We start from the raw sequence: 18,258 nt of genomic DNA on the forward strand, positions 1-18,258 counted from the left end.
CGTGCGTCTTTTAATGGATTAACCGGGAATATGCTGATGTCTGTAAATACTGAAACCGCCTCTGCCCAGGGGCAGACCACCGTACTGGAAAAAGAAGGCGTTTACGCCTCCCTGTTTGAAAAAATCAACCTGACCCCGGCTTCCAGCCTGGGCGACATTAACGCGTTTATGGATGATGCCGCGCTCTCCGACGCGCCGGCGGGCGAGCGCCTGACGGCGGCGATGCAGGTGTTTATGGACTGTATCCGCAAATCCGGTCAGCAGGTGGAGAAACTCGACAAGACCTTAATCGACCACCATATCGCGGAGCTGGATTATCAAATCAGCCGCCAGCTGGACGCGGTCATGCACCATCAGGAATTCCAGAAAGTGGAATCCCTGTGGCGCGGTCTGAAGCAACTGGTGGACAACACCGACTACCGCCAGAACGTGAAAACCGAAATCCTGGACGTCTCCAAAGACGACCTGCGCCAGGACTTTGAGGACGCGCCGGAGCTTATTCAGAGCGGCCTCTACTGGCACACTTACACCGCCGAATACGACACCCCGGGCGGTGAGCCGATTGGCTCGGTCATTTCTGCTTACGAATTTGACGCCAGCCCGCAGGACGTGGCGCTGCTGCGCAATATCTCGAAAGTCTCCGCCGCCGCGCACATGCCGTTTATTGGCGCCGTCGGCCCGACATTCTTCCTGAAAGAGACGATGGAGGAGGTGGCGGCCATTAAGGATATCGGCAACTACTTCGACCGCGCCGAGTACATCAAGTGGAAATCGTTCCGTGACACCGACGACTCGCGCTATATCGGCCTGGTGATGCCGCGCGTGCTGGGCCGTCTGCCATACGGCCCGGACACTGTGCCGGTACGCAGTTTCAACTACGTGGAGCAGGTTAAAGGTCCGGATCACGAGAAATACCTGTGGACCAGCGCGTCATTTGCCTTCGCGTCCAACATGGTGAAGAGCTTCATTAACAACGGCTGGTGCGTGCAAATTCGCGGTCCGCAGGCGGGCGGGGCGGTGAAAGATCTGCCCATTCATCTGTATGACCTCGGCACCGGCAACCAGGTAAAAATCCCGTCGGAAGTGATGATCCCGGAAACCCGCGAGTTTGAGTTCGCGAATCTCGGCTTTATCCCGCTGTCGTACTACAAAAACCGCGACTACGCCTGCTTCTTCTCGGCGAACTCGGCGCAGAAACCGGCGCTGTATGACACCGCCGATGCGACGGCCAACAGCCGCATCAACGCGCGCCTGCCGTATATCTTCCTGCTGTCGCGCATTGCCCACTACCTGAAGCTGATTCAGCGTGAAAACATCGGTACGACGAAAGACCGCCGTCTGCTGGAGCTGGAACTCAACACCTGGGTTCGCGGCCTGGTCACTGAAATGACCGATCCGGGCGACGAGCTGCAGGCATCTCATCCGCTGCGCGATGCGAAGGTGGTGGTGGAAGATATCGAGGACAACCCGGGCTTCTTCCGCGTGAGGCTGTATGCGGTGCCGCACTTCCAGGTGGAAGGCATGGACGTGAACCTGTCTCTGGTTTCTCAGATGCCGAAAGCGAAAGCGTAAGGCGGGAACAGGGATGAAAACAGTCCGACCGCTGTGGGGGCGGGGGCAGATGGTCTCCCCCCAGCATTTCCAGCAACAGGTGGCCGACGCGGCCTGGCAGGCAGAGTGTATTGCCCGTCTGGGAGCGATGGAACCCTGGGGCGTTGTCCGGGCAGAGTTTGATGCTGCCCTGTTGAAACAGGGGAAACTGAAGGCCAGCCACCTGTGCGTGCGTTTCGCCGACGGGACGCTCACTGACACCGACAACGCCGATGCGCTGCCACCGGTGATGACCTTACCGGAAAGTCACGAACTGACAGTGGTACTGGCGCTTCCCCATGAGCATGAAAACGGCGGCAACTGCCTGCAGCCGGAGCAGAAGGCGGACCGCCCGGTGCGCTGGCGCCTGGTATGGCGCGAAGTGCGCAACCGTTATGGCGACGACAGTCGCCAGATTGCAGTGATGCAGCCGGAACTGACGCTGCGTGAGGCAGATGATGACAACGGTAATTACCAGACCGTTGCCGTCGCCCGTCTTAAGCGCGACAGCCAGGGCAACTGGTCGCAGGATGACACCTTTATTCCGCCGCTGCTGAACGTGCAGGCCAGCCGCTGGCTGGCTGAACAGTCTGAACAACTGACGGACCAGATCCGTGCGCGTCTGAAACGCCTGATGGCGATGCGCCGTGAAAGCAACGACCGCATGGCCGACTTTGCGGTGGCGGACGTTTCGCTGTTCTGGCTGCTGAATGCGCTGAACAGTGCGGAGCCGCTGCTCAGCCATTTTGTGCGCCATCCGCAGGTGCATCCGGAACGGCTTTATGAAGCGTTGGCTGCTCTTGCGGGCAGTCTGCTGACCTTCTCCCTTGACCACACCACGGCTGATATTCCGGCCTATCGCCATGAGCAGTTAACGGCGGTCTTCCCGCCGTTGTTTGACCTGCTTGGCGTACTGCTGGAAGCCAGCCTGCCATCAAGGGTGGTGGCGATTGAGATGACCCGTGATGAGCGGCGCAAGCGCTGGCATGCCCGTTTACATGACCCGAGACTGCGCGAAGAGGCGGACTTTTATCTCTCGGTCCGCTCTGTGCTGCCGGTGGCGAAGCTGCTGGAGCAGTTTCCGCAGCAGTGCAAGGCCGGTAGCCCGGATGAGGTCGACAGGGTGGTGAACGGTTCACAGCCCGGCATTCCACTGAAGGCAATGAGCCACGTTCCGGCGGCCATCCCGCTGCGTCTGGAGAACCAGTATTTCACCCTCGATATGACGCATCCGGCGGCGCAGGCGATGCTGGCGGAAGGCAGCTGTGTCTTTTACGTACCGGGACTGCTGGGCGATCCTGAACTTGAACTGTATGCGGTGCTGCGATCATGAAACAGGACACAGATATCGACGCCCTGATGGCGGACGGCTGGCTGACGGTAACAGAGCTGCGGTTCGGCGGCAGACTGGCCGACGGGGAGGGGGACACGCTCTGGCAGCATTGCGTGGACAACATTGAGCAGGTTATGGCGCAGCTTGAGGCGGCGGATGTCAGCGAGGCGAGTCGCCAGCACATTCTTTATGCCTGGTGCGCGCTGATGGATGAGACGGCCAAGGGGCGCGGCGTGGAGGATGACGCCAGCATCGTGTGGTATGACCGTCCGCTGCAGGCGAAATACTTTGGCACCCTGGATGCCGGCGATGAGCTGTATGAAAGGATGCGCCAGGTCCTTCGGGAACCGGCGCCGGACATGGCGGTGCTGACCTGTTTCCACCGGGTGCTGATGCTGGGCTTTAAGGGGAGCCTTGCCCTGAATGATCCTGCCCGCGAACAGCTTGTCCGGGCGCTGGCAGAGCGCGTGCCGCCGTTTAAGACCGATCAGAGCCAGCCCATACTGGCGGATATCGCCGGGCGCAGCGGTCTGGCTGACTGGCTGCGCCGCTGGCCGGTTTGCATCGGGCTGTCGCTGGTTGTGGTCATTGCGTTGTGGCTGGGTCTGAACCACTGGCTTGACGCACTGGTTGCGGCCCTGCTGCCGGGGGCCGGGAAATGAGCGTGCCCCATCTGCGCCTGTTATGGCTGTGGGGAGGGCTGCTTGCTGTCCTGCTATGCCTGCTGTTTCTGCCGCTTTCCACTGGCTGGCGTGTCGCTGCCCTGCTGTCGACGGTTGTCGTAGTGGCTGCCGGACTGGCGTACGCCGGACGCAGGCCGGGCGCGCCGCTGGCGGATGAATCCTGGCTGAATGACCTGCCGGATGCGCCGTACCGTCTGCCGGTCGTGCTGGTCTGTGGTGATACCGCCAGCTGGCCGGGCGACAGCCGGGTGCATCGTACTGCTCAGGGGTGCTGGCTCAGCGTCTCCGCCACTGAACTACAGCAGACGGTACGTATTTTCCGCTGGAAACGTTCCGATCTGCTATCGCAGCTTGCCGTGATGTTCAGCATTTATCCGCAGCAACATAATGACAATGCGGCGCTGGCGGCCCGGCTTTATGAACTGCGCTGGCAACTGAGCCAGGTACGGCGCGATACCCGCCGGGCGGTGCCTTTATTACTGGGCAGTACGATTGCCGGAAAGTCAGTGACTCAGCCGCTGTGGCAGACGGCGCATGCCGGCGAGGCCGTACAGGTGTGGCAGCCTGATGAAGCGCCGTGCAGTACCGGTACATGGCTGTCGCAAACGGATGGCGCAGAGCGTCTGGCGGTACAGGTACGGATGAACGCGCTGATCCGCTTTACACAGCAGACGGCGCTGGCCGCGCTGACGGAGGAATCCGACGATATGCCCCCGGCGGCTCCCGCTGTGCTGCTTTATCACATGATGGTTTCGGGGACGCCTGTTCTGACTGACAACCTCTGGCAGCGCTGGCTGACCCTGCACACAGCCCTGAGTCCACAGCCTGGCTGGCAGCCGGATTCGTCATCAGAGACTCTCACACTGCCGGAATTTATTCTGCCGCTACTGCCGCAGGGGCAGGGCGAAACGCCGCGCAGCCGTGCGCTGCGCCGGGCAGTCTGCCTGCTCACACTTGCCGCGGCCATCGCGCTGTGCGCCAGCGCATGGAACAACCGCCAGCTGGTGCAACGAGTGGGATTTGACATTCAGCACTACGACAGGATTGCGATGGACAACCATGCCCCGAAAGCGCGTGCCGTGCAGGTGCTGCGTGAGGATGCGCGGCAACTGGACGAATGGGCCCGCAGCGGCGAGCCGGTGGCGATGAGTCTCGGTCTGTACCACGGTGAGCGTCTGCGCCTGCCGGTGCTGGAGGCCATCCGTTCATATGTACCGCCGCCTCCGCCGCCGAAACCCGTGGAAAAGGTCGTGCCGAAGATTATCCGTCTCGACAGCATGTCGCTGTTCGACACCGGCAAATGGGCGCTGAAGCCCGGCTCGACGAAACTGCTGGTGAACTCGCTGGTGGGGATTAAGGCGAAGCCCGGCTGGCTGATTGTGGTGGCGGGCCATACCGACAGCACGGGGGATGACAAATCCAACCAGGCGCTGTCGCTTAAGCGTGCGGTATCAGTGCGCGACTGGATGCGCGACACCGGCGACGTGCCGGAGAGCTGTTTTGCGGTGCAGGGCTACGGCGAAAGCCGTCCTGTCGCCACCAACGACACGGCGGAAGGCCGGGCGCTGAACCGACGTGTCGAAATCAGTCTGGTGCCGCAGGCGAATGCCTGCCAGCTGCCGGGCAACACCCCCGCGCCATCGCAGGATGATGGTGCGTCAATAAATGAAATGGAGTAATTAACATGGCAATTCCGGTTTATCTGTGGCTGAAAGACGATGGCGGCGCGGACATTAAAGGTTCCGTCGATGTGAAAGATCGTGAAGGAAGCATCGAAGTTGTTGCGCAGGAACATAACCTGTACATCCCGACCGACAACAACACCGGCAAGCTGACCGGCACGCGTATCCACACGCCGTTCCTGTTCACCAAGGAAATCGACTCTTCCAGCCCGTACCTGTACAAGGCGGTGACCACCGGCCAGACCCTGAAGTCTGCTGAATTTAAGTGGTACAAAATCAACGACGCCGGCCAGGAAGTGGAGTACTTCAACACGAAGCTTGAAAACGTGAAGCTGGTGAAGGTCAATCCGAAGATGCACGACATCAAGGACCCGGCTTTCGAGAAGCATAACCACCTTGAGCAGATTGAGCTGCGCTACGAAAAAATCACCTGGACCTACAAGGACGGCAACATCATTCATTCCGACTCCTGGAACGAACGTACCACCGCGTAAATCCTGTGCGGGCAGTTCTGCTGTCCGCCGTTTTTGCTGAGCGCCTGAGAACGGGCGTTGAGCAAAAAAACAATCTGCCTGCCTGACCTGATGCGCTTTGGGTTCCTGAACCACAGGAAAAGCGACGGGCGGTAGCGTGCCCGGAAGCCAACAAGAGAGAGAAAAATGGAAAATCCCGCCATCCTGTTACGCCGTCTGAATCCTTACTGCGCCCGCGCGATGGAAGGCGCCGCCTCCCTGTGCCAGACCCGGGCCCATGCGGAAATTCTGCCCGAGCACTGGCTGCTGAAACTGCTGGAGCAGGGCGAGGGCGACCTGACGGTGCTGGCGCGGCGCTACGAATGGGATATGGACGCCATCTGGCAGGATTTGCTGGCATTTCTCGACACGCTGCCCCGCTCGGTGCGCAGCCGCCCGCAGTTATCGGACAGCATTCAGACCCTGATGCAGGACGCCTGGCTGCGCGCCTCACTGGCGGGGGAAGCGCATATCCGCAGTATTCACCTGCTGATGGCTATGGTGGAGAAACCAACGCTGGTGCGCTGCGACGGCCTGTGGCCGCTGTTAACGCTGGCGCAGAGCCAGCTTGAGCGTCTGCGCCCGCTGCTTGATGCGCAGTCGGACGAGCGCCAGGAGGTGCAGCAGGACGAGGAACTGACGCACGGCGGGGAGGTGGAATTTGTCGGCCGTCCGGTGAATGCGGAGATTAAAGAAGGCGAACTGAATCCGGCGTTACAGAACGCGCTGGACAAATTCACCCTTGACGTCACCGCCCGTGCCCGGGAGGGTAACATCGACCCGGTGTTTGGCCGCGATAACGAAATCCGCCAGATGGTGGATATTCTCTCAAGACGCCGCAAGAACAACCCGATTCTGGTGGGCGAGCCGGGTGTCGGCAAAACTGCGCTGGTCGAAGGACTGGCGCTGCGTATCGCCGAAGGCAACGTCCCGGACGCGCTGAAATCGGTCTCTGTGCGCACTCTTGACCTCGGCCTGCTGCAGGCGGGCGCGGGCGTGAAGGGCGAATTCGAGCAGCGGCTGAAAAACATCATCGACGCGGTGCAGCAGTCGCCACTGCCGGTGCTGCTGTTTATCGATGAGGCGCATACCATTATCGGCGCGGGCAATCAGGCGGGCGGCGCGGATGCAGCAAACCTGCTGAAACCGGCGCTGGCGCGTGGCGAACTCAGAACCATCGCCGCCACCACCTGGAGCGAGTACAAACAGTACTTCGAGCGCGACGCCGCGCTGGAGCGCCGCTTCCAGATGGTCAAAGTGGATGAGCCGGACGACGACACCGCCTGCCTGATGCTGCGCGGACTCAAATCCCGCTACGCACAGCACCACGGGGTGCACATTACCGATGAAGCGGTGAAAGCCGCCGTCACGCTTTCACGACGCTATCTCACCGGCCGCCAGTTGCCGGATAAAGCCGTGGACCTGCTGGATACCGCCTCCGCCCGTGTCCGTATGAGCCTCGACACCGTGCCGGAGCCGCTGACCCGGCTGAAGGCGCAGATGACGGCCCTTGAAATGGAAAAGCAGGCGCTGCTGGAAGATATCGCGGTCGGCAGTCAGACGCACGGCGAACGTCTGGCCGTTATTGAGCAGGACGAAATCCGCATCATCCTGGAACTCGACGCGCTGGAAACCCAGTACGGCCAGGAGCTGAAGCTGACGGAAGAACTGCTGGCCTGCCGCAGCGATATCTCCCGCCAGGCGGAAATTGCTGATTTGCAAAACCAGCTTACCGGCGTGCAGCGGACTAACCCGCTGCTGGGGCTGGACGTGGACACTCGCACCGTCGCCACGGTAATTGCCGACTGGACCGGTGTGCCGCTCTCCTCATTAATGAAGGATGAGCAGACGGAATTACTGAGTCTTGAGCACAACCTGTCAAAACGCGTTGTTGGTCAGGACGCGGCGCTGAACGCCATTGCACAGCGCCTCCGGGCCTCCAAAACCGGCCTGACGCCGGAGAACGGCCCGCAGGGCGTGTTTTTACTGGTGGGGCCGAGCGGCACCGGCAAGACCGAAACCGCGCTCACACTGGCGGACGCGCTGTTCGGCGGGGAAAAATCGCTTATCACCATCAACCTCTCCGAGTACCAGGAGCCGCACACCGTTTCCCAGCTCAAAGGCTCCCCGCCGGGCTACGTCGGCTACGGCCAGGGCGGCATCCTCACTGAAGCCGTCAGAAAGCGCCCGTACAGCGTGGTGCTGCTGGATGAAGTGGAGAAGGCGCACCGGGACGTGATGAACCTGTTCTACCAGGTGTTTGACCGTGGCTTTATGCGGGACGGGGAAGGGCGTGAAATTGATTTCCGCAATACCGTGATTCTGATGACCTCAAATCTCGGCAGCGACCCCATCATGCAACTGCTGGAGGAACAGCCGGACGCCACAGAGTCTGACCTGCATGAACTGCTGCGCCCGCTGCTGCGGGACCACTTCCAGCCCGCGTTGCTGGCGCGCTTCCAGACGGTGATTTATCGTCCGCTCACACAGACGGCGATGCGCACGATTGTGGAGATGAAGCTGAATCAGGTGAGTAAACGTCTCAACCGTCACTACGGAATGAAAACCACCATCGATGAATCCCTGTACGACGCGCTGACCGCTGCCTGCCTGCTGCCGGATACCGGCGCCCGTAACGTGGACAGCCTGCTGAACCAGCAGATTTTGCCGGTGTTGAGCCAGCAGTTGCTTACGCATATGGCGGCGGGGGTGAAGCCACACGCTCTGACGCTGGGCTGGGATAGGGAAGAGGGCGTTGTGATGGCTTTTGATGAAGGAGCGAGCATATGAGCGTGATAAAATCCCTGCTGTTCAGCCACAGCCACCATCTTTTAAAGGTGCACGGCTGTAGCGCTCTGCCGGACGTGCTGAGCTTTGAAGGTGAAGAAGCGCTGAGCGTGCCGTTTAACTATTTGATTGAATTCACCAGCACGGATAAGGCCATCACGCCGCAACAGATGCTGATGCAGGATGCGACCTTCACCCTGCAGGCTCCGGTGGACCAGGGCTTCGGAATTAAAATCCAGCAGCCGGTACGCACGATTCAGGGCGTGGTGACAGCGTTTGAGCGGCTTTCCACCTCAGCAGACGAAACGCGTTACTCCCTGACCCTGCAGCCGCGCATGGCGCTGCTTTCCCGCAGCCACCAGAACCGGATTTACCAGGACATGTCGGTGCCGGATATCGTGGAGCATATCCTGCGTAACCGACACGACATGCGTGGTGAGGACTTTGTCTTCACCCTGGCAAATGAATACCCGCGCCGCGAACAGGTGATGCAGTACGGCGAGGATGACCTGGCCTTTATCACCCGCCTGCTGGGCGAGGTGGGTATCTGGTTCCGCTTTACTGCCGACACCCGGCTGAACATCGACGTGGTGGAGTTTTATGACGACCAGCGGCATTACGAACAGGGGCTGACGCTGCCGTCGGTGCCGCCCTCCGGCCAGCATGACAGCGGCACGGAGTCGGTGTGGGAGATAGTGAGCCACCACAACGTGGTGCAGCAGTCGGTGTTCACCCGCGACTACAACTACCGTAACGCGCCTGAGGATATGAGCCAGAGCGCGGATGCCACTTCCGGTGACAGTACCACCTACGGCGAGGCGTACCACTGGGCGGATAATTACCTGGCCCCGGGCAGTGCCAGCCAGCGCAACCCGGAGCCGGAGAGCGGGGCGTTTTACGCCCGCCTGCGCCATGAACGCTATCTGAATAACCAGACCCGGCTGAACGGCAAAACCAGCAGTGCGGCGCTGACGCCGGGCCAGGAACTGAAGGTGACCGGTGGCCCGGATGTGACGGACATCTTCCGCCAGGGTGTGGTGATCACCCGGATTCACAGCAGCGCCCGCCGCGACCGCAGCTATGAGGTGGCATTTGAGGCTATCCCGTATTCGGAGAATTACTGCTTCCGCCCGGAGCCGGGCGACAAACCGGTAATGGCGGGCACGCTGCCCGCGCGGGTAACCAGCACCAAAACCAACGATATCTACGGCCATATCGACCGCGACGGTCGCTACCGGGTGAACCTGCTGTTCGACCGCGACCACTGGGCTCCGGGTGAGGAAAGTCTGTGGGTACGCCAGGCTCGCCCCTATGCCGGGGACACCTACGGCCTGCACCTGCCGCTGCTGGCGGGGACCGAGGTGGCGATAGCGTTTGAGCAGGGCGACCCTGACCGGCCTTATATCGCGGGCGTGTTGCATGACTCGGCGCACGGGGACCATGTCACTATCCAGAACTACAAACGCAATGTGCTGCGGACGCCGGCAAACAACAAAATCCGCCTGGATGATACGCGAGGTAAAGAGCATATCAAGGTCAGCACGGAGTACGGTGGCAAGAGCCAGCTGAACCTGGGGCACCTGGTGGACCAGCAGAAACAGCCACGCGGGGAAGGGGCTGAATTGCGAACGGATGACTGGGTATCTGTGCGTGGCGGTAAGGGGATCCTTCTTACTGCTCAGGCACAGCCCAAAGCGACCAGCCAGCAACTGAGTATGGATGAGATTAAGCGCCAACTCTCAGATGCACTCTCTCTGGTGGAGTCATTATCCGGCGTAATGCAGACAGCGCAGCTAGAACCGATGGATAACAGCACGCAGAAGAATTTTCTTCAGCAGCACGTTGATTTCCTCCAACAGCCGGCGATAGTTGCTGGTGCACCTGGTGGTATTGCGTTATCCACACCGCAGCACATCCAGCTCAGCGCTAATGGCAGTCAGATACTGACGGCGGGAGGCAATACAGAATTTTCCTCTTTACGACGCATAGTGCTGGCTGCGAAGCGTGGTCTGGTAGCTTTTGTGCATGAACTGGGGATGAAACTGGTGGCCGCAGCCGGAAAAGTGACTATCCAGGCGCAAACTGATGCGATGGAAATGACGGCGATGAAAGGTATTACCATCACCAGCTCGCAGGATGAAATCATCATCTCAGCGCAGAAAAAAATTACCCTGCAGTGTGGTGGCTCTTACGTGACGCTCTCTCCAGACAAAATTGAGAACGGCTGTGGCGGGGATTTTAAGGTGAAAAGCGCAAACTTTAATTATGCCGGACCAGCCACGCTCAGCGCCACAATGCCTGGATTTACGGCTTGTGAAAATACGGCTGCGGATGCTTCCGAGCAGGGGGCAGCGACTGTGCCGCTGAGTTGAGGAGATACCATGATTACCCGTTTTTACCGGCCAGATCCGTTGCCGCTTTCTGCACACCAGTATCTGGTGATTGATCGCCTGAGCGCTGGAGTATTTCCCGACACTCTACCGCTGACTGAACTGGTAACGCCGTTAACCGCTCCGCAAGCACATCTTTACCCTTGGTTGTTACCACTGAAAACTCTGTCGGCGGATAACTGGATATGGCTGGAGGAACAGTTTCGGTTATCGACCAAAAAAGCCCAGCCTCCGCCAGGTTTTCTGCTGTTAACCAGTCATTGCCCTGAATTTGAAGTGAGAAGTCATCTGATAAATATGTTATTTATCAGTGATGAACAGCGAAAACGGCATATGTTGCGCTGGTTCGACCCACGGGTTTTGTTCCATCTGTGCTGGATGACAGATACTCGCAGCTTGGCAGACATACTACACATTCGCGATATTACTGATTGGACATACTGGCTGAGTGGACGGTGGCAAACACTTTCATTCAAGAAGGATAATACACCGGATGAGGGGCTACCAAATCCGCATCGTCTTTTTAATCGGCTACAGCATGTCGGGCTGATTAATGATGTGCTTGCTGCTCTGCCGGATGAGGCGGATTTATTGCAGCGTGAGCATCTGAGTCAACGGATTCTTCATCTGGCAGAAACAGGAAAAGACTGGTTCTGCTATTCTCGGGATTTGCGAGAGTTTATTCTGCACGGTATGAAATATGGTCCACTTTTTTATGAAACGGAAATTATTCAGTCTCTGGTAAAAAAGAGCGGCAAAACAGCGGGTGTTTATTACCAAGTGACCCGTAGCTGGAATGATGAACAATGGCAGGATGTAATTCACAATACCGCTAAAAAAGAGCATAAAGGATATTTCATATGAGTCAGAAACAGGGATGTAATTTTTGTACCCGTCAGGGGCTGGCGTTATTACCGGTACGTCCGGGTATTAAAGGACTGAATGACCGCGCACCGGATTTCCCGGCGACATTCACACCACCGCCGGTGATGGCGCAGGGTGAAACGGCTTATACCACCCGGTTACTGCGTGAAGGATTTTTGTATATCCGGAATGAAATGGCCGGAAGCTGGATAAATTATTATGTGACGCAGGAAGGTTTTTATTATCCGTTGCCGGAGAGCGGAAATGTGCCCCCGACAGTGGTGAACGGCAAAACAAAGCCCTGCATTACGGAACCCGCAGAGCTGGCGAACGCTTCGCTGATAACGCTGCCGGTGATGCCGCCGCCTTACCAGAATGGCGTGTTCTGGTTTGCGTGGAGCGAGGTGGAATGGACGGATGCGGTGCGTAAACAGCACGAAGATGCGGGATACCAGGCCCGGTATATGCAGCGTTTTGATCTGAATGGCTGGCTGAATGGTGGTAAAGCGGAGAATGTGGTCTCCATTTCGGCACTGACGGAAACGGTGGCGGAATACAGTCAGGGGGCGGACAGCTGCGATCTTCGTCTATGGTCGCCGGTGTACTGGAAAAAGGCAAAAGCGCTGGATGGTGCGAATCTGTTTCAGGCAGCGGATGCGCTGTCGCCAGGGAAGGGAGGGATGATTATGTTGCGAGACCCGGTGGCGGTGGCGCAGGAGCTGAGTGCGCTGTCGAATTACCGGCTGGAGACGAATTTCAGCAACAATCCTGAGTACAAACGGGGTCTGGCGTTATCTTCTGCCCTGTCGGGCCTGCAGGATGCGATGTGCACCCAGTTTGCCCGCGATTTGCTCGCACAGGACGAGCGGCTGGAAAGCCGGACCCGGTATGGCTGGGAGACGACAGGGGGGATAATGATCCCGCCACAACCGGAACGGGCGGATGATCTGCATGAGCTTAATAACAGCGTGATGGAAACTCAGGTCGGTGAACGCTGGGCCGCGTATGAAAAATATATCGACCGGGAGCAGGAAAAGGCATTCCTGAAAAAATACGATGATGCGCTGCTTGCGTATGATTCCCGCATCGTCGTCCCGATGACGGAAATGTACCTGGACTGGATGAAAAGTGGCGAATTGCTGGACTATCTCGATCACAACTTCGATCCGGAAGATGTGGCAAGCGGAGGTCTGTTTGTTCAGGCAGTGACGGATTGTATTGCCGGGATGACCGACAAGAAAGGGGCATCAGATTATTTCTGTGAGCAAATGAGCCTGCCGTCGGTAACGGCCCGTAATATCCTGCTACGGGCCACGGTAATGAATAATACCTCGTGGATGCAACAGATAAACAGTTCGGTTTCAGGTGGTCGTTACGATGATTTGCCCTGGGATAAGCTGGCGGACGGCTTTAAGGATATTACCAAAGGGCTGAACACTGGCATAAATCTGGCTATGGAAACTTATCTTAGTTCTGTGAGCAGCGTACTGCTGGCGGTTGCACGTAAGTCGGTGGAGGGGGCGCTGATGCCCGCACTGGTTGCACTGGCGTCATGCAGCGGTCATGCTTTAAAAACCGTACAACTGACGGGGGAGAGGAAACATTTTGTCAGTGCGGTGCTGGAACAACTCGCTGAGTTAACGGATGTGGACGACAGAGTCTCAAAGGATCGCCTGCGCCACTATATCGATATAGAAATGCGGCGGATGAAGATTTCCGGAGTGGAAATGAACGGTAAGCAGGAGAGTCGGTTCATTGTCATGATTGATATTGATGAAGCGAAACAACTGAAATCTTTGCCAGCCGCAGGAAGGGAGAAAGCGCTGGCGAAAACGATCCATTCAGCAGAAGAAATTAATGAATCGGTGTTTCCGAAATACTGGAGGAGTAAGCTGTATCAGGCAAAAGGGATATCAACGAACAGGCTGGCGGGCGATGCGGCCACTGCCGTGCCATTAGCAGGCGGTGTGCTTTCCGTGGTGCTGCAATGGAATGCGGTCATCAGTGGCGGACTACCGAAAAATTTTGAGAATGGCAGTAAGTTTACAGCCAATATTGTTTCAGCAGTAGGCGCTTCTGCGGAGGCGGTGGACACGGTCTGGCGGGAGTTCAGGACGATACGGCTTCGTGGGGTGGTGAGGCTGAGATACGGGGCGGGTACGGAGCGGTTTATAACCCAAACTTTAAAGGTGTTTAAATGGGTTGGTACCGCCGCTGGAGTTATGGCTGTATTGTGGGATTCTTGGCATGCAGTAGATGAATTTTTGATAAAAGATAACGGAAGCTTTAGCCAGGGTGTTGCGTATTTAGCATCAGCTACTGGTGGCGGTATACTTTGGGCATCAGCTATGGGGTGGCTGGCATTAGGTCCACTTGGGATAATTATTTGCCTGGTGCTGGTCTTCGGCTCAGCAATTTATCTGGCATCAAAAGAGAAAGATAAAATACAGAAATGGCTGGCAGCGATGTGGTGGCGAGCTATTCCTTCCGATGAGAAAAACATTCCGGCGATCATGCCGGAAACTGTTGAGATGGATTCGTTTGCTAAATTGATGGATCTGGAAGGTGCAACAGCATGATGAACTATACTGGGTTATATACGCCTTATAAGCTGAATCGCCCTTTGACGGAGAAAGAAAAGGCGGAGCAGTTTCGTCAAGGGAAATGGCGAAGAGTGAAATTTATCATGGATGAATGTTCTGTTATCAGAATGAATTCGGTATATATGGAGACAGTCTGTAAATATTACCAGGGAAAGGGGGTTGCAAGTTCTATACTCTCTATTTTAACCTTTGGGATATTGTTAATGGTTTTATATGGCTGTGCTTATGCGATTTACGCAACCTTATATGAGGGAAGACCATTTCGGTGGGGGGGAAGTATAATAATTATAATATTTACTATATTAGCTGAGTATTTTCTTATGCGATTGCTCCATAAAGAGTGGTTCAGAAAGACACATTATCCGATCCGTTTTAATCGCAGAAACCAGATGGTATATGTTTATCAGGTAAACGGACAGATATTTTCAGTGCCTTGGTGTAAGGTTTTTTTTACCCCTGCGAAATCAAAGGGGGCCATGTCAGAGTGGGGAATTGATGGCCATATCCTCGCGAATGATGGCGAGACGGTGATTCACACCTTCAGTTTGGCGGTTTCGGTAATAGGTAGCAAAAAATTGCTCAGTGAGTACTGGGAGTTTATTCGCTGCTATATGGAGGAAGATTGCGTGGAGGACCTGGCGGATATCGTGACACTTTGCCCTCCCGTGGAGAACAGAAAAGAAGGGTATATTTTTGGCCTGCAATATCTGCTGAAAATGGATTCCCGACTGGAGTGGATATTCCTGCCAATAATGTTGCCTCTGAATCTGCTTGCCAGTATTGGTCGTTATATTGCCATGCAGACGAGTAAAACTCCCCAGTGGTCGCAGGAGGTGCTGGACGCCTGTCAGCCCGATCCGGACGATCCGGTAAATGTTAGTGCGGCAAACAACCCGGAACATCTGTGGCGCTACGTGCTGGCCAATGAAAAACGGGAAGAGTATGAAATACGCCATGCCCGACAAACGGCGGCAAATGAACGGATAAAGACAAAGCTGGCTGCACGTTATAAGGGAAAAAGTGGATAATGATATAATTGGACTATGGAAAAAAAATAGAATTGCCTTATGTCAATGATAAAGAAAAGGCAATTAATGATTTCCTTACAGAATTTACACTTATGGAATTCTGGATTGAGTGTGAAGAGCATGACGGAACGTTAGGTTTTGTGCTTACGGAAGCAACTGAAGATGATCTGAAATCGTTGCTATTTGCATATCCAGCGGATAGAGTAGAAGAACCGCCGGAGTTGTTAGCTAATGCAATAAATAAAGGAGGTAAAAAATTTCATAAATTCGATGGCGCTTCATTGTTGGGGATTTTACATGGTATTGGATGTTCTTTAATGATTGTATCCTCAGAGCAAAAATTTGTTTGTATCAAAAAAGATATTATAGATAAATTTTATATTGCTCTGACAGGTGATGTGAACTCTGGTAATAATAATAGTGGTATATCACAAAAGTGGTTTTGGGCTGGTATTGCGGTAATCGTATTGCTGTGTTTCCTGGGGGGTAAATTTTATCTGGACAGTTATCCTCAGATACCAACAATTAACTTATCTGAATTATCGTGGCGAATAGCAAAAATTGACGTCGCGAAAGGTGATTTCTCATTAGAACTACCATTTAATTATGAAACTGATGGCTGGAAGAAAGATCTGGCTTATGAACTTCAATCAGGGAAGGTCTTTAGAGTCTATAAAAGCAACGATGCTGTATTCCGTAATCATATCATTAATATTGGTTTTACCCCCTCCAGAATATCACTGTCTGAATCAATGTCAGATTTGGATGCTGAAACCAGTTTGATGCTGACTGCAATGCAAAAAAATTGGGAGAATTAAAAATAAGCAGCAGAGAACATGTTGATATTAACAATAAAGATATGGTTATGGTTAAGGGGAATATGAAAGTAAATGGTGATAATGCGAGACTTACTACTGTTTTTGCGTTAACAGGGACGGGAGTTATGTGGGTACAAGTGATCTCTGCAAGAGGAGATTCTGAAGAACATGACTTTTTTGTAAATAAAATAATCAACAGTATTGAGATTATGAGATGAAAGGCATCATCCGCAAAAACGACAAACTTTCCAGCGGGGGTTATATCACCGTGGGTTCTGAGACCATGAAATTCGGTGGTATCGGTGTGGCGCATAAGGACGACCCGGTGAGCTGTCCACTGGAGGGACACAGTCCTTCTTTTATTGCAGAAGGCCATCCGACCTTTCAGGACAATGGTAGGCAGGTTGCCTTTCACGGCTATAAATGTACCTGCGGCTGTACGCTTATCTCCTCCCTCGGCAATGCCACGACGAGTAAATAATGCCGGTCGATCTTACCTGTATACCTGCGCGGGTTGAAAACTGCAGGACTCCATCGACCAGGCGCTGGCTGGTGTTTCTGCTGGCGTTGCTTACCGGGAATGGTCTGATAACCGCCTGGCTGTGGCCTGCCGGGGTCTCCACCCATATTCCACTGTTCTGGCTCTGTTTTCCGGGAGGGGCGATCGTCATCTGGCTAGCTCTTGTAATTGTTCGGAGCACGATTTTCCTTGCTCCGGTATTCGGCAATGGGGGCTGGAACGATGCGCGTGAACGGGATCTTGCTCAGGAGATCCGGCGCGGGCAACGTAGCCTGATCGTGCTGGCTCAAGCCGCGCAGCTACCACATGTGGTTGTCTCCGGAGCATTATCCGGTCAGTTGCTGATACCCGATGGGATCTCCATACCTCCGGTCGCCGATGCCACCGGGCAGAATGTGATTCATCAGGCACAGTTTGGCGACGCTTCGCTGGCGCGGATGGATAGGCTGAAAGCCCGGCTGCAGGCGCTGTTGTCAGACGGCCGGGTGCTGTCTGCTCTTCGCGGTTTGCCCCAGCAAAGCTCCCTTGCGATCGCATTGCTGACGGGCCCGGAAGATCCGGTGACCCGGGAACAACAGCAGATGTCAGAACAGATTATCAGAGAGATAACCGGATTATCGCTTCATCTTTCATTTATTGAAGGAACCGGGCCGGACATTCTGGATCGCTGGCTGGACGAGCCGGGACTGATGCAGACTTTGCTGGTACTGGCTGTGAATCTGGTAGAAGGGGGGACTGACGGAACGGGGGAGGCCGCCGTTGCGCTGCTACTACAACGAACTGACGACCTGATGAAAGAATCTGTGGTGTCTGTTCACCGTCCGGAGCTGACTCATCCTGAGCAGGGCATAACATATGCGTTGCAACAGGCGCTGTTGTGGGGAATGACCACACCAGATGCGGTTCGCCAGATCTGGTTGACAGGGATGGGAATTGAAAATAAAGCCGATGGACTATTTTCTGATGCAGGTATTCGTTTTCCTGGAGCGGGGCAACCCTGCGATATTGATTTGTATACTGGACAGACTGGTTGTGCATCTCACTGGCTGGCGATGGTCGTGGCAGCTGAAAATCTAATCACCACATCATCTCCACAGTTGCTTATGAGTGTCGCCGGGGAAAACCAAGCTCCGTGGTTTATGGTGATCCGTTCTCCGGCTAAGCCTGTCTGATCTCATCTCTTTTTATTGTCTCTCATCGCTGTAACAGGGCAGTTCCTGCTGCCCGCCAGTTTCTTACAGGAGTAAACCGTAGTGAAGCGCTTTCGCTCATTATTGAGCATATTCAAAAATTCCGGCATTCAGTTATGGCTGCTTTGTGTTGCCATACTGGGGTTGGGCGGCGGTATCTGTCTGTTGCTGATATTACATCCTGAGTGGATAAATATTCGGCGAGATTCTCTTGTGTGGAGGGTATCTTTGATTACCGGGGCTTTTGTTACCCTGATT

14 protein-coding genes are annotated in these 18,258 nt (G+C 55.5%); all 14 read left to right on the forward strand.

Annotated elements, in window-relative coordinates; all coding sequences use genetic code 11:
• Positions 1 to 36 precede the first annotated feature (36 nt).
• The 14 genes from tssC (at position 37) to JY391_RS07890 (ending at position 17,982) form a co-directional block, all read left to right on the forward strand.
• Entirely contained in the window at positions 37 to 1,572 is a 1,536-nt protein-coding gene (gene tssC, locus JY391_RS07825; protein WP_042290941.1) for a type VI secretion system contractile sheath large subunit, read from the forward strand.
• A 13-nt stretch (positions 1,573 to 1,585) separates the two neighbouring features.
• Positions 1,586 to 2,923 (forward strand): type VI secretion system baseplate subunit TssK, encoded by a 1,338-nt coding sequence (gene tssK / locus JY391_RS07830; protein WP_211935506.1) that lies wholly within the window; start codon positions 1,586 to 1,588, stop codon positions 2,921 to 2,923.
• On the forward strand, positions 2,920 to 3,585 hold the full coding sequence (gene tssL / locus JY391_RS07835) for a type VI secretion system protein TssL, short form (RefSeq protein ID WP_211935507.1): 666 nt from the start codon (positions 2,920 to 2,922) through the stop codon (positions 3,583 to 3,585). Before tssK ends, tssL begins: the two co-directional genes overlap by 4 nt.
• The gene (locus JY391_RS07840; protein WP_211935508.1) at positions 3,582 to 5,285 is read left to right on the forward strand and encodes an OmpA family protein; all 1,704 of its coding nucleotides are present in this window, start codon (positions 3,582 to 3,584) and stop codon (positions 5,283 to 5,285) included. Before tssL ends, JY391_RS07840 begins: the two co-directional genes overlap by 4 nt.
• 5 nt (positions 5,286 to 5,290) lie before the next feature.
• Positions 5,291 to 5,782: a type VI secretion system effector Hcp gene (gene hcp / locus JY391_RS07845; RefSeq protein WP_029883904.1), complete on the forward strand. Its 492-nt coding sequence runs from the start codon at positions 5,291 to 5,293 to the stop codon at positions 5,780 to 5,782.
• A 165-nt stretch (positions 5,783 to 5,947) separates the two neighbouring features.
• The gene (gene tssH, locus JY391_RS07850; protein ID WP_211935509.1) at positions 5,948 to 8,590 is read left to right on the forward strand and encodes a type VI secretion system ATPase TssH; all 2,643 of its coding nucleotides are present in this window, start codon (positions 5,948 to 5,950) and stop codon (positions 8,588 to 8,590) included.
• Complete coding sequence (locus JY391_RS07855; RefSeq protein WP_211935510.1) at positions 8,587 to 10,959, forward strand: type VI secretion system Vgr family protein; 2,373 nt, start codon at positions 8,587 to 8,589, stop codon at positions 10,957 to 10,959. Before tssH ends, JY391_RS07855 begins: the two co-directional genes overlap by 4 nt.
• A 9-nt stretch (positions 10,960 to 10,968) precedes the next feature.
• Positions 10,969 to 11,841 (forward strand): DUF4123 domain-containing protein, encoded by an 873-nt coding sequence (locus JY391_RS07860; RefSeq protein ID WP_211935511.1) that lies wholly within the window; start codon positions 10,969 to 10,971, stop codon positions 11,839 to 11,841.
• Positions 11,838 to 14,420 (forward strand): T6SS effector BTH_I2691 family protein, encoded by a 2,583-nt coding sequence (locus JY391_RS07865; RefSeq protein ID WP_211935512.1) that lies wholly within the window; start codon positions 11,838 to 11,840, stop codon positions 14,418 to 14,420. The genes JY391_RS07860 and JY391_RS07865 overlap by 4 nt, the downstream gene beginning before the upstream one ends.
• The gene (locus JY391_RS07870; RefSeq protein WP_211935513.1) at positions 14,417 to 15,472 is read left to right on the forward strand and encodes a DUF6708 domain-containing protein; all 1,056 of its coding nucleotides are present in this window, start codon (positions 14,417 to 14,419) and stop codon (positions 15,470 to 15,472) included. The genes JY391_RS07865 and JY391_RS07870 overlap by 4 nt, the downstream gene beginning before the upstream one ends.
• 8 nt (positions 15,473 to 15,480) lie before the next feature.
• Complete coding sequence (locus JY391_RS07875; protein WP_211935514.1) at positions 15,481 to 16,290, forward strand: hypothetical protein; 810 nt, start codon at positions 15,481 to 15,483, stop codon at positions 16,288 to 16,290.
• Complete coding sequence (locus JY391_RS07880) at positions 16,278 to 16,508, forward strand: hypothetical protein (protein WP_211935515.1); 231 nt, start codon at positions 16,278 to 16,280, stop codon at positions 16,506 to 16,508. Before JY391_RS07875 ends, JY391_RS07880 begins: the two co-directional genes overlap by 13 nt.
• On the forward strand, positions 16,505 to 16,771 hold the full coding sequence (locus JY391_RS07885; RefSeq protein ID WP_211935516.1) for a PAAR domain-containing protein: 267 nt from the start codon (positions 16,505 to 16,507) through the stop codon (positions 16,769 to 16,771). The genes JY391_RS07880 and JY391_RS07885 overlap by 4 nt, the downstream gene beginning before the upstream one ends.
• Positions 16,771 to 17,982 (forward strand): KPHS_23130 family T6SS system protein, encoded by a 1,212-nt coding sequence (locus JY391_RS07890; protein ID WP_211935517.1) that lies wholly within the window; start codon positions 16,771 to 16,773, stop codon positions 17,980 to 17,982. The genes JY391_RS07885 and JY391_RS07890 overlap by 1 nt, the downstream gene beginning before the upstream one ends.
• Positions 17,983 to 18,258: the final 276 nt, after the last annotated feature.

Source organism: Citrobacter sedlakii, assembly GCF_018128425.1.
Taxonomy (GTDB): Bacteria; Pseudomonadota; Gammaproteobacteria; order Enterobacterales; family Enterobacteriaceae; genus Citrobacter_A; species Citrobacter_A sedlakii.

Bases quoted from the DNA above. Each gene is read 5' to 3' on its own strand.
- tssL (WP_211935507.1), top strand. From the start codon at position 2,920: ATGAAACAGGACACAGATATCGACGCCCTGATGGCGGACGGCTGGCTG.
- JY391_RS07870 (WP_211935513.1), top strand. From the start codon at position 14,417: ATGATGAACTATACTGGGTTATATACGCCTTATAAGCTGAATCGCCCT.
- tssH (WP_211935509.1), top strand. From the start codon at position 5,948: ATGGAAAATCCCGCCATCCTGTTACGCCGTCTGAATCCTTACTGCGCC.
- JY391_RS07865 (WP_211935512.1), top strand. From the start codon at position 11,838: ATGAGTCAGAAACAGGGATGTAATTTTTGTACCCGTCAGGGGCTGGCG.
- JY391_RS07885 (WP_211935516.1), top strand. From the start codon at position 16,505: ATGAAAGGCATCATCCGCAAAAACGACAAACTTTCCAGCGGGGGTTAT.
- JY391_RS07840 (WP_211935508.1), top strand. From the start codon at position 3,582: ATGAGCGTGCCCCATCTGCGCCTGTTATGGCTGTGGGGAGGGCTGCTT.
- JY391_RS07860 (WP_211935511.1), top strand. From the start codon at position 10,969: ATGATTACCCGTTTTTACCGGCCAGATCCGTTGCCGCTTTCTGCACAC.
- tssC (WP_042290941.1), top strand. From the start codon at position 37: ATGTCTGTAAATACTGAAACCGCCTCTGCCCAGGGGCAGACCACCGTA.
- tssK (WP_211935506.1), top strand. From the start codon at position 1,586: ATGAAAACAGTCCGACCGCTGTGGGGGCGGGGGCAGATGGTCTCCCCC.
- JY391_RS07890 (WP_211935517.1), top strand. From the start codon at position 16,771: ATGCCGGTCGATCTTACCTGTATACCTGCGCGGGTTGAAAACTGCAGG.
- JY391_RS07855 (WP_211935510.1), top strand. From the start codon at position 8,587: ATGAGCGTGATAAAATCCCTGCTGTTCAGCCACAGCCACCATCTTTTA.
- hcp (WP_029883904.1), top strand. From the start codon at position 5,291: ATGGCAATTCCGGTTTATCTGTGGCTGAAAGACGATGGCGGCGCGGAC.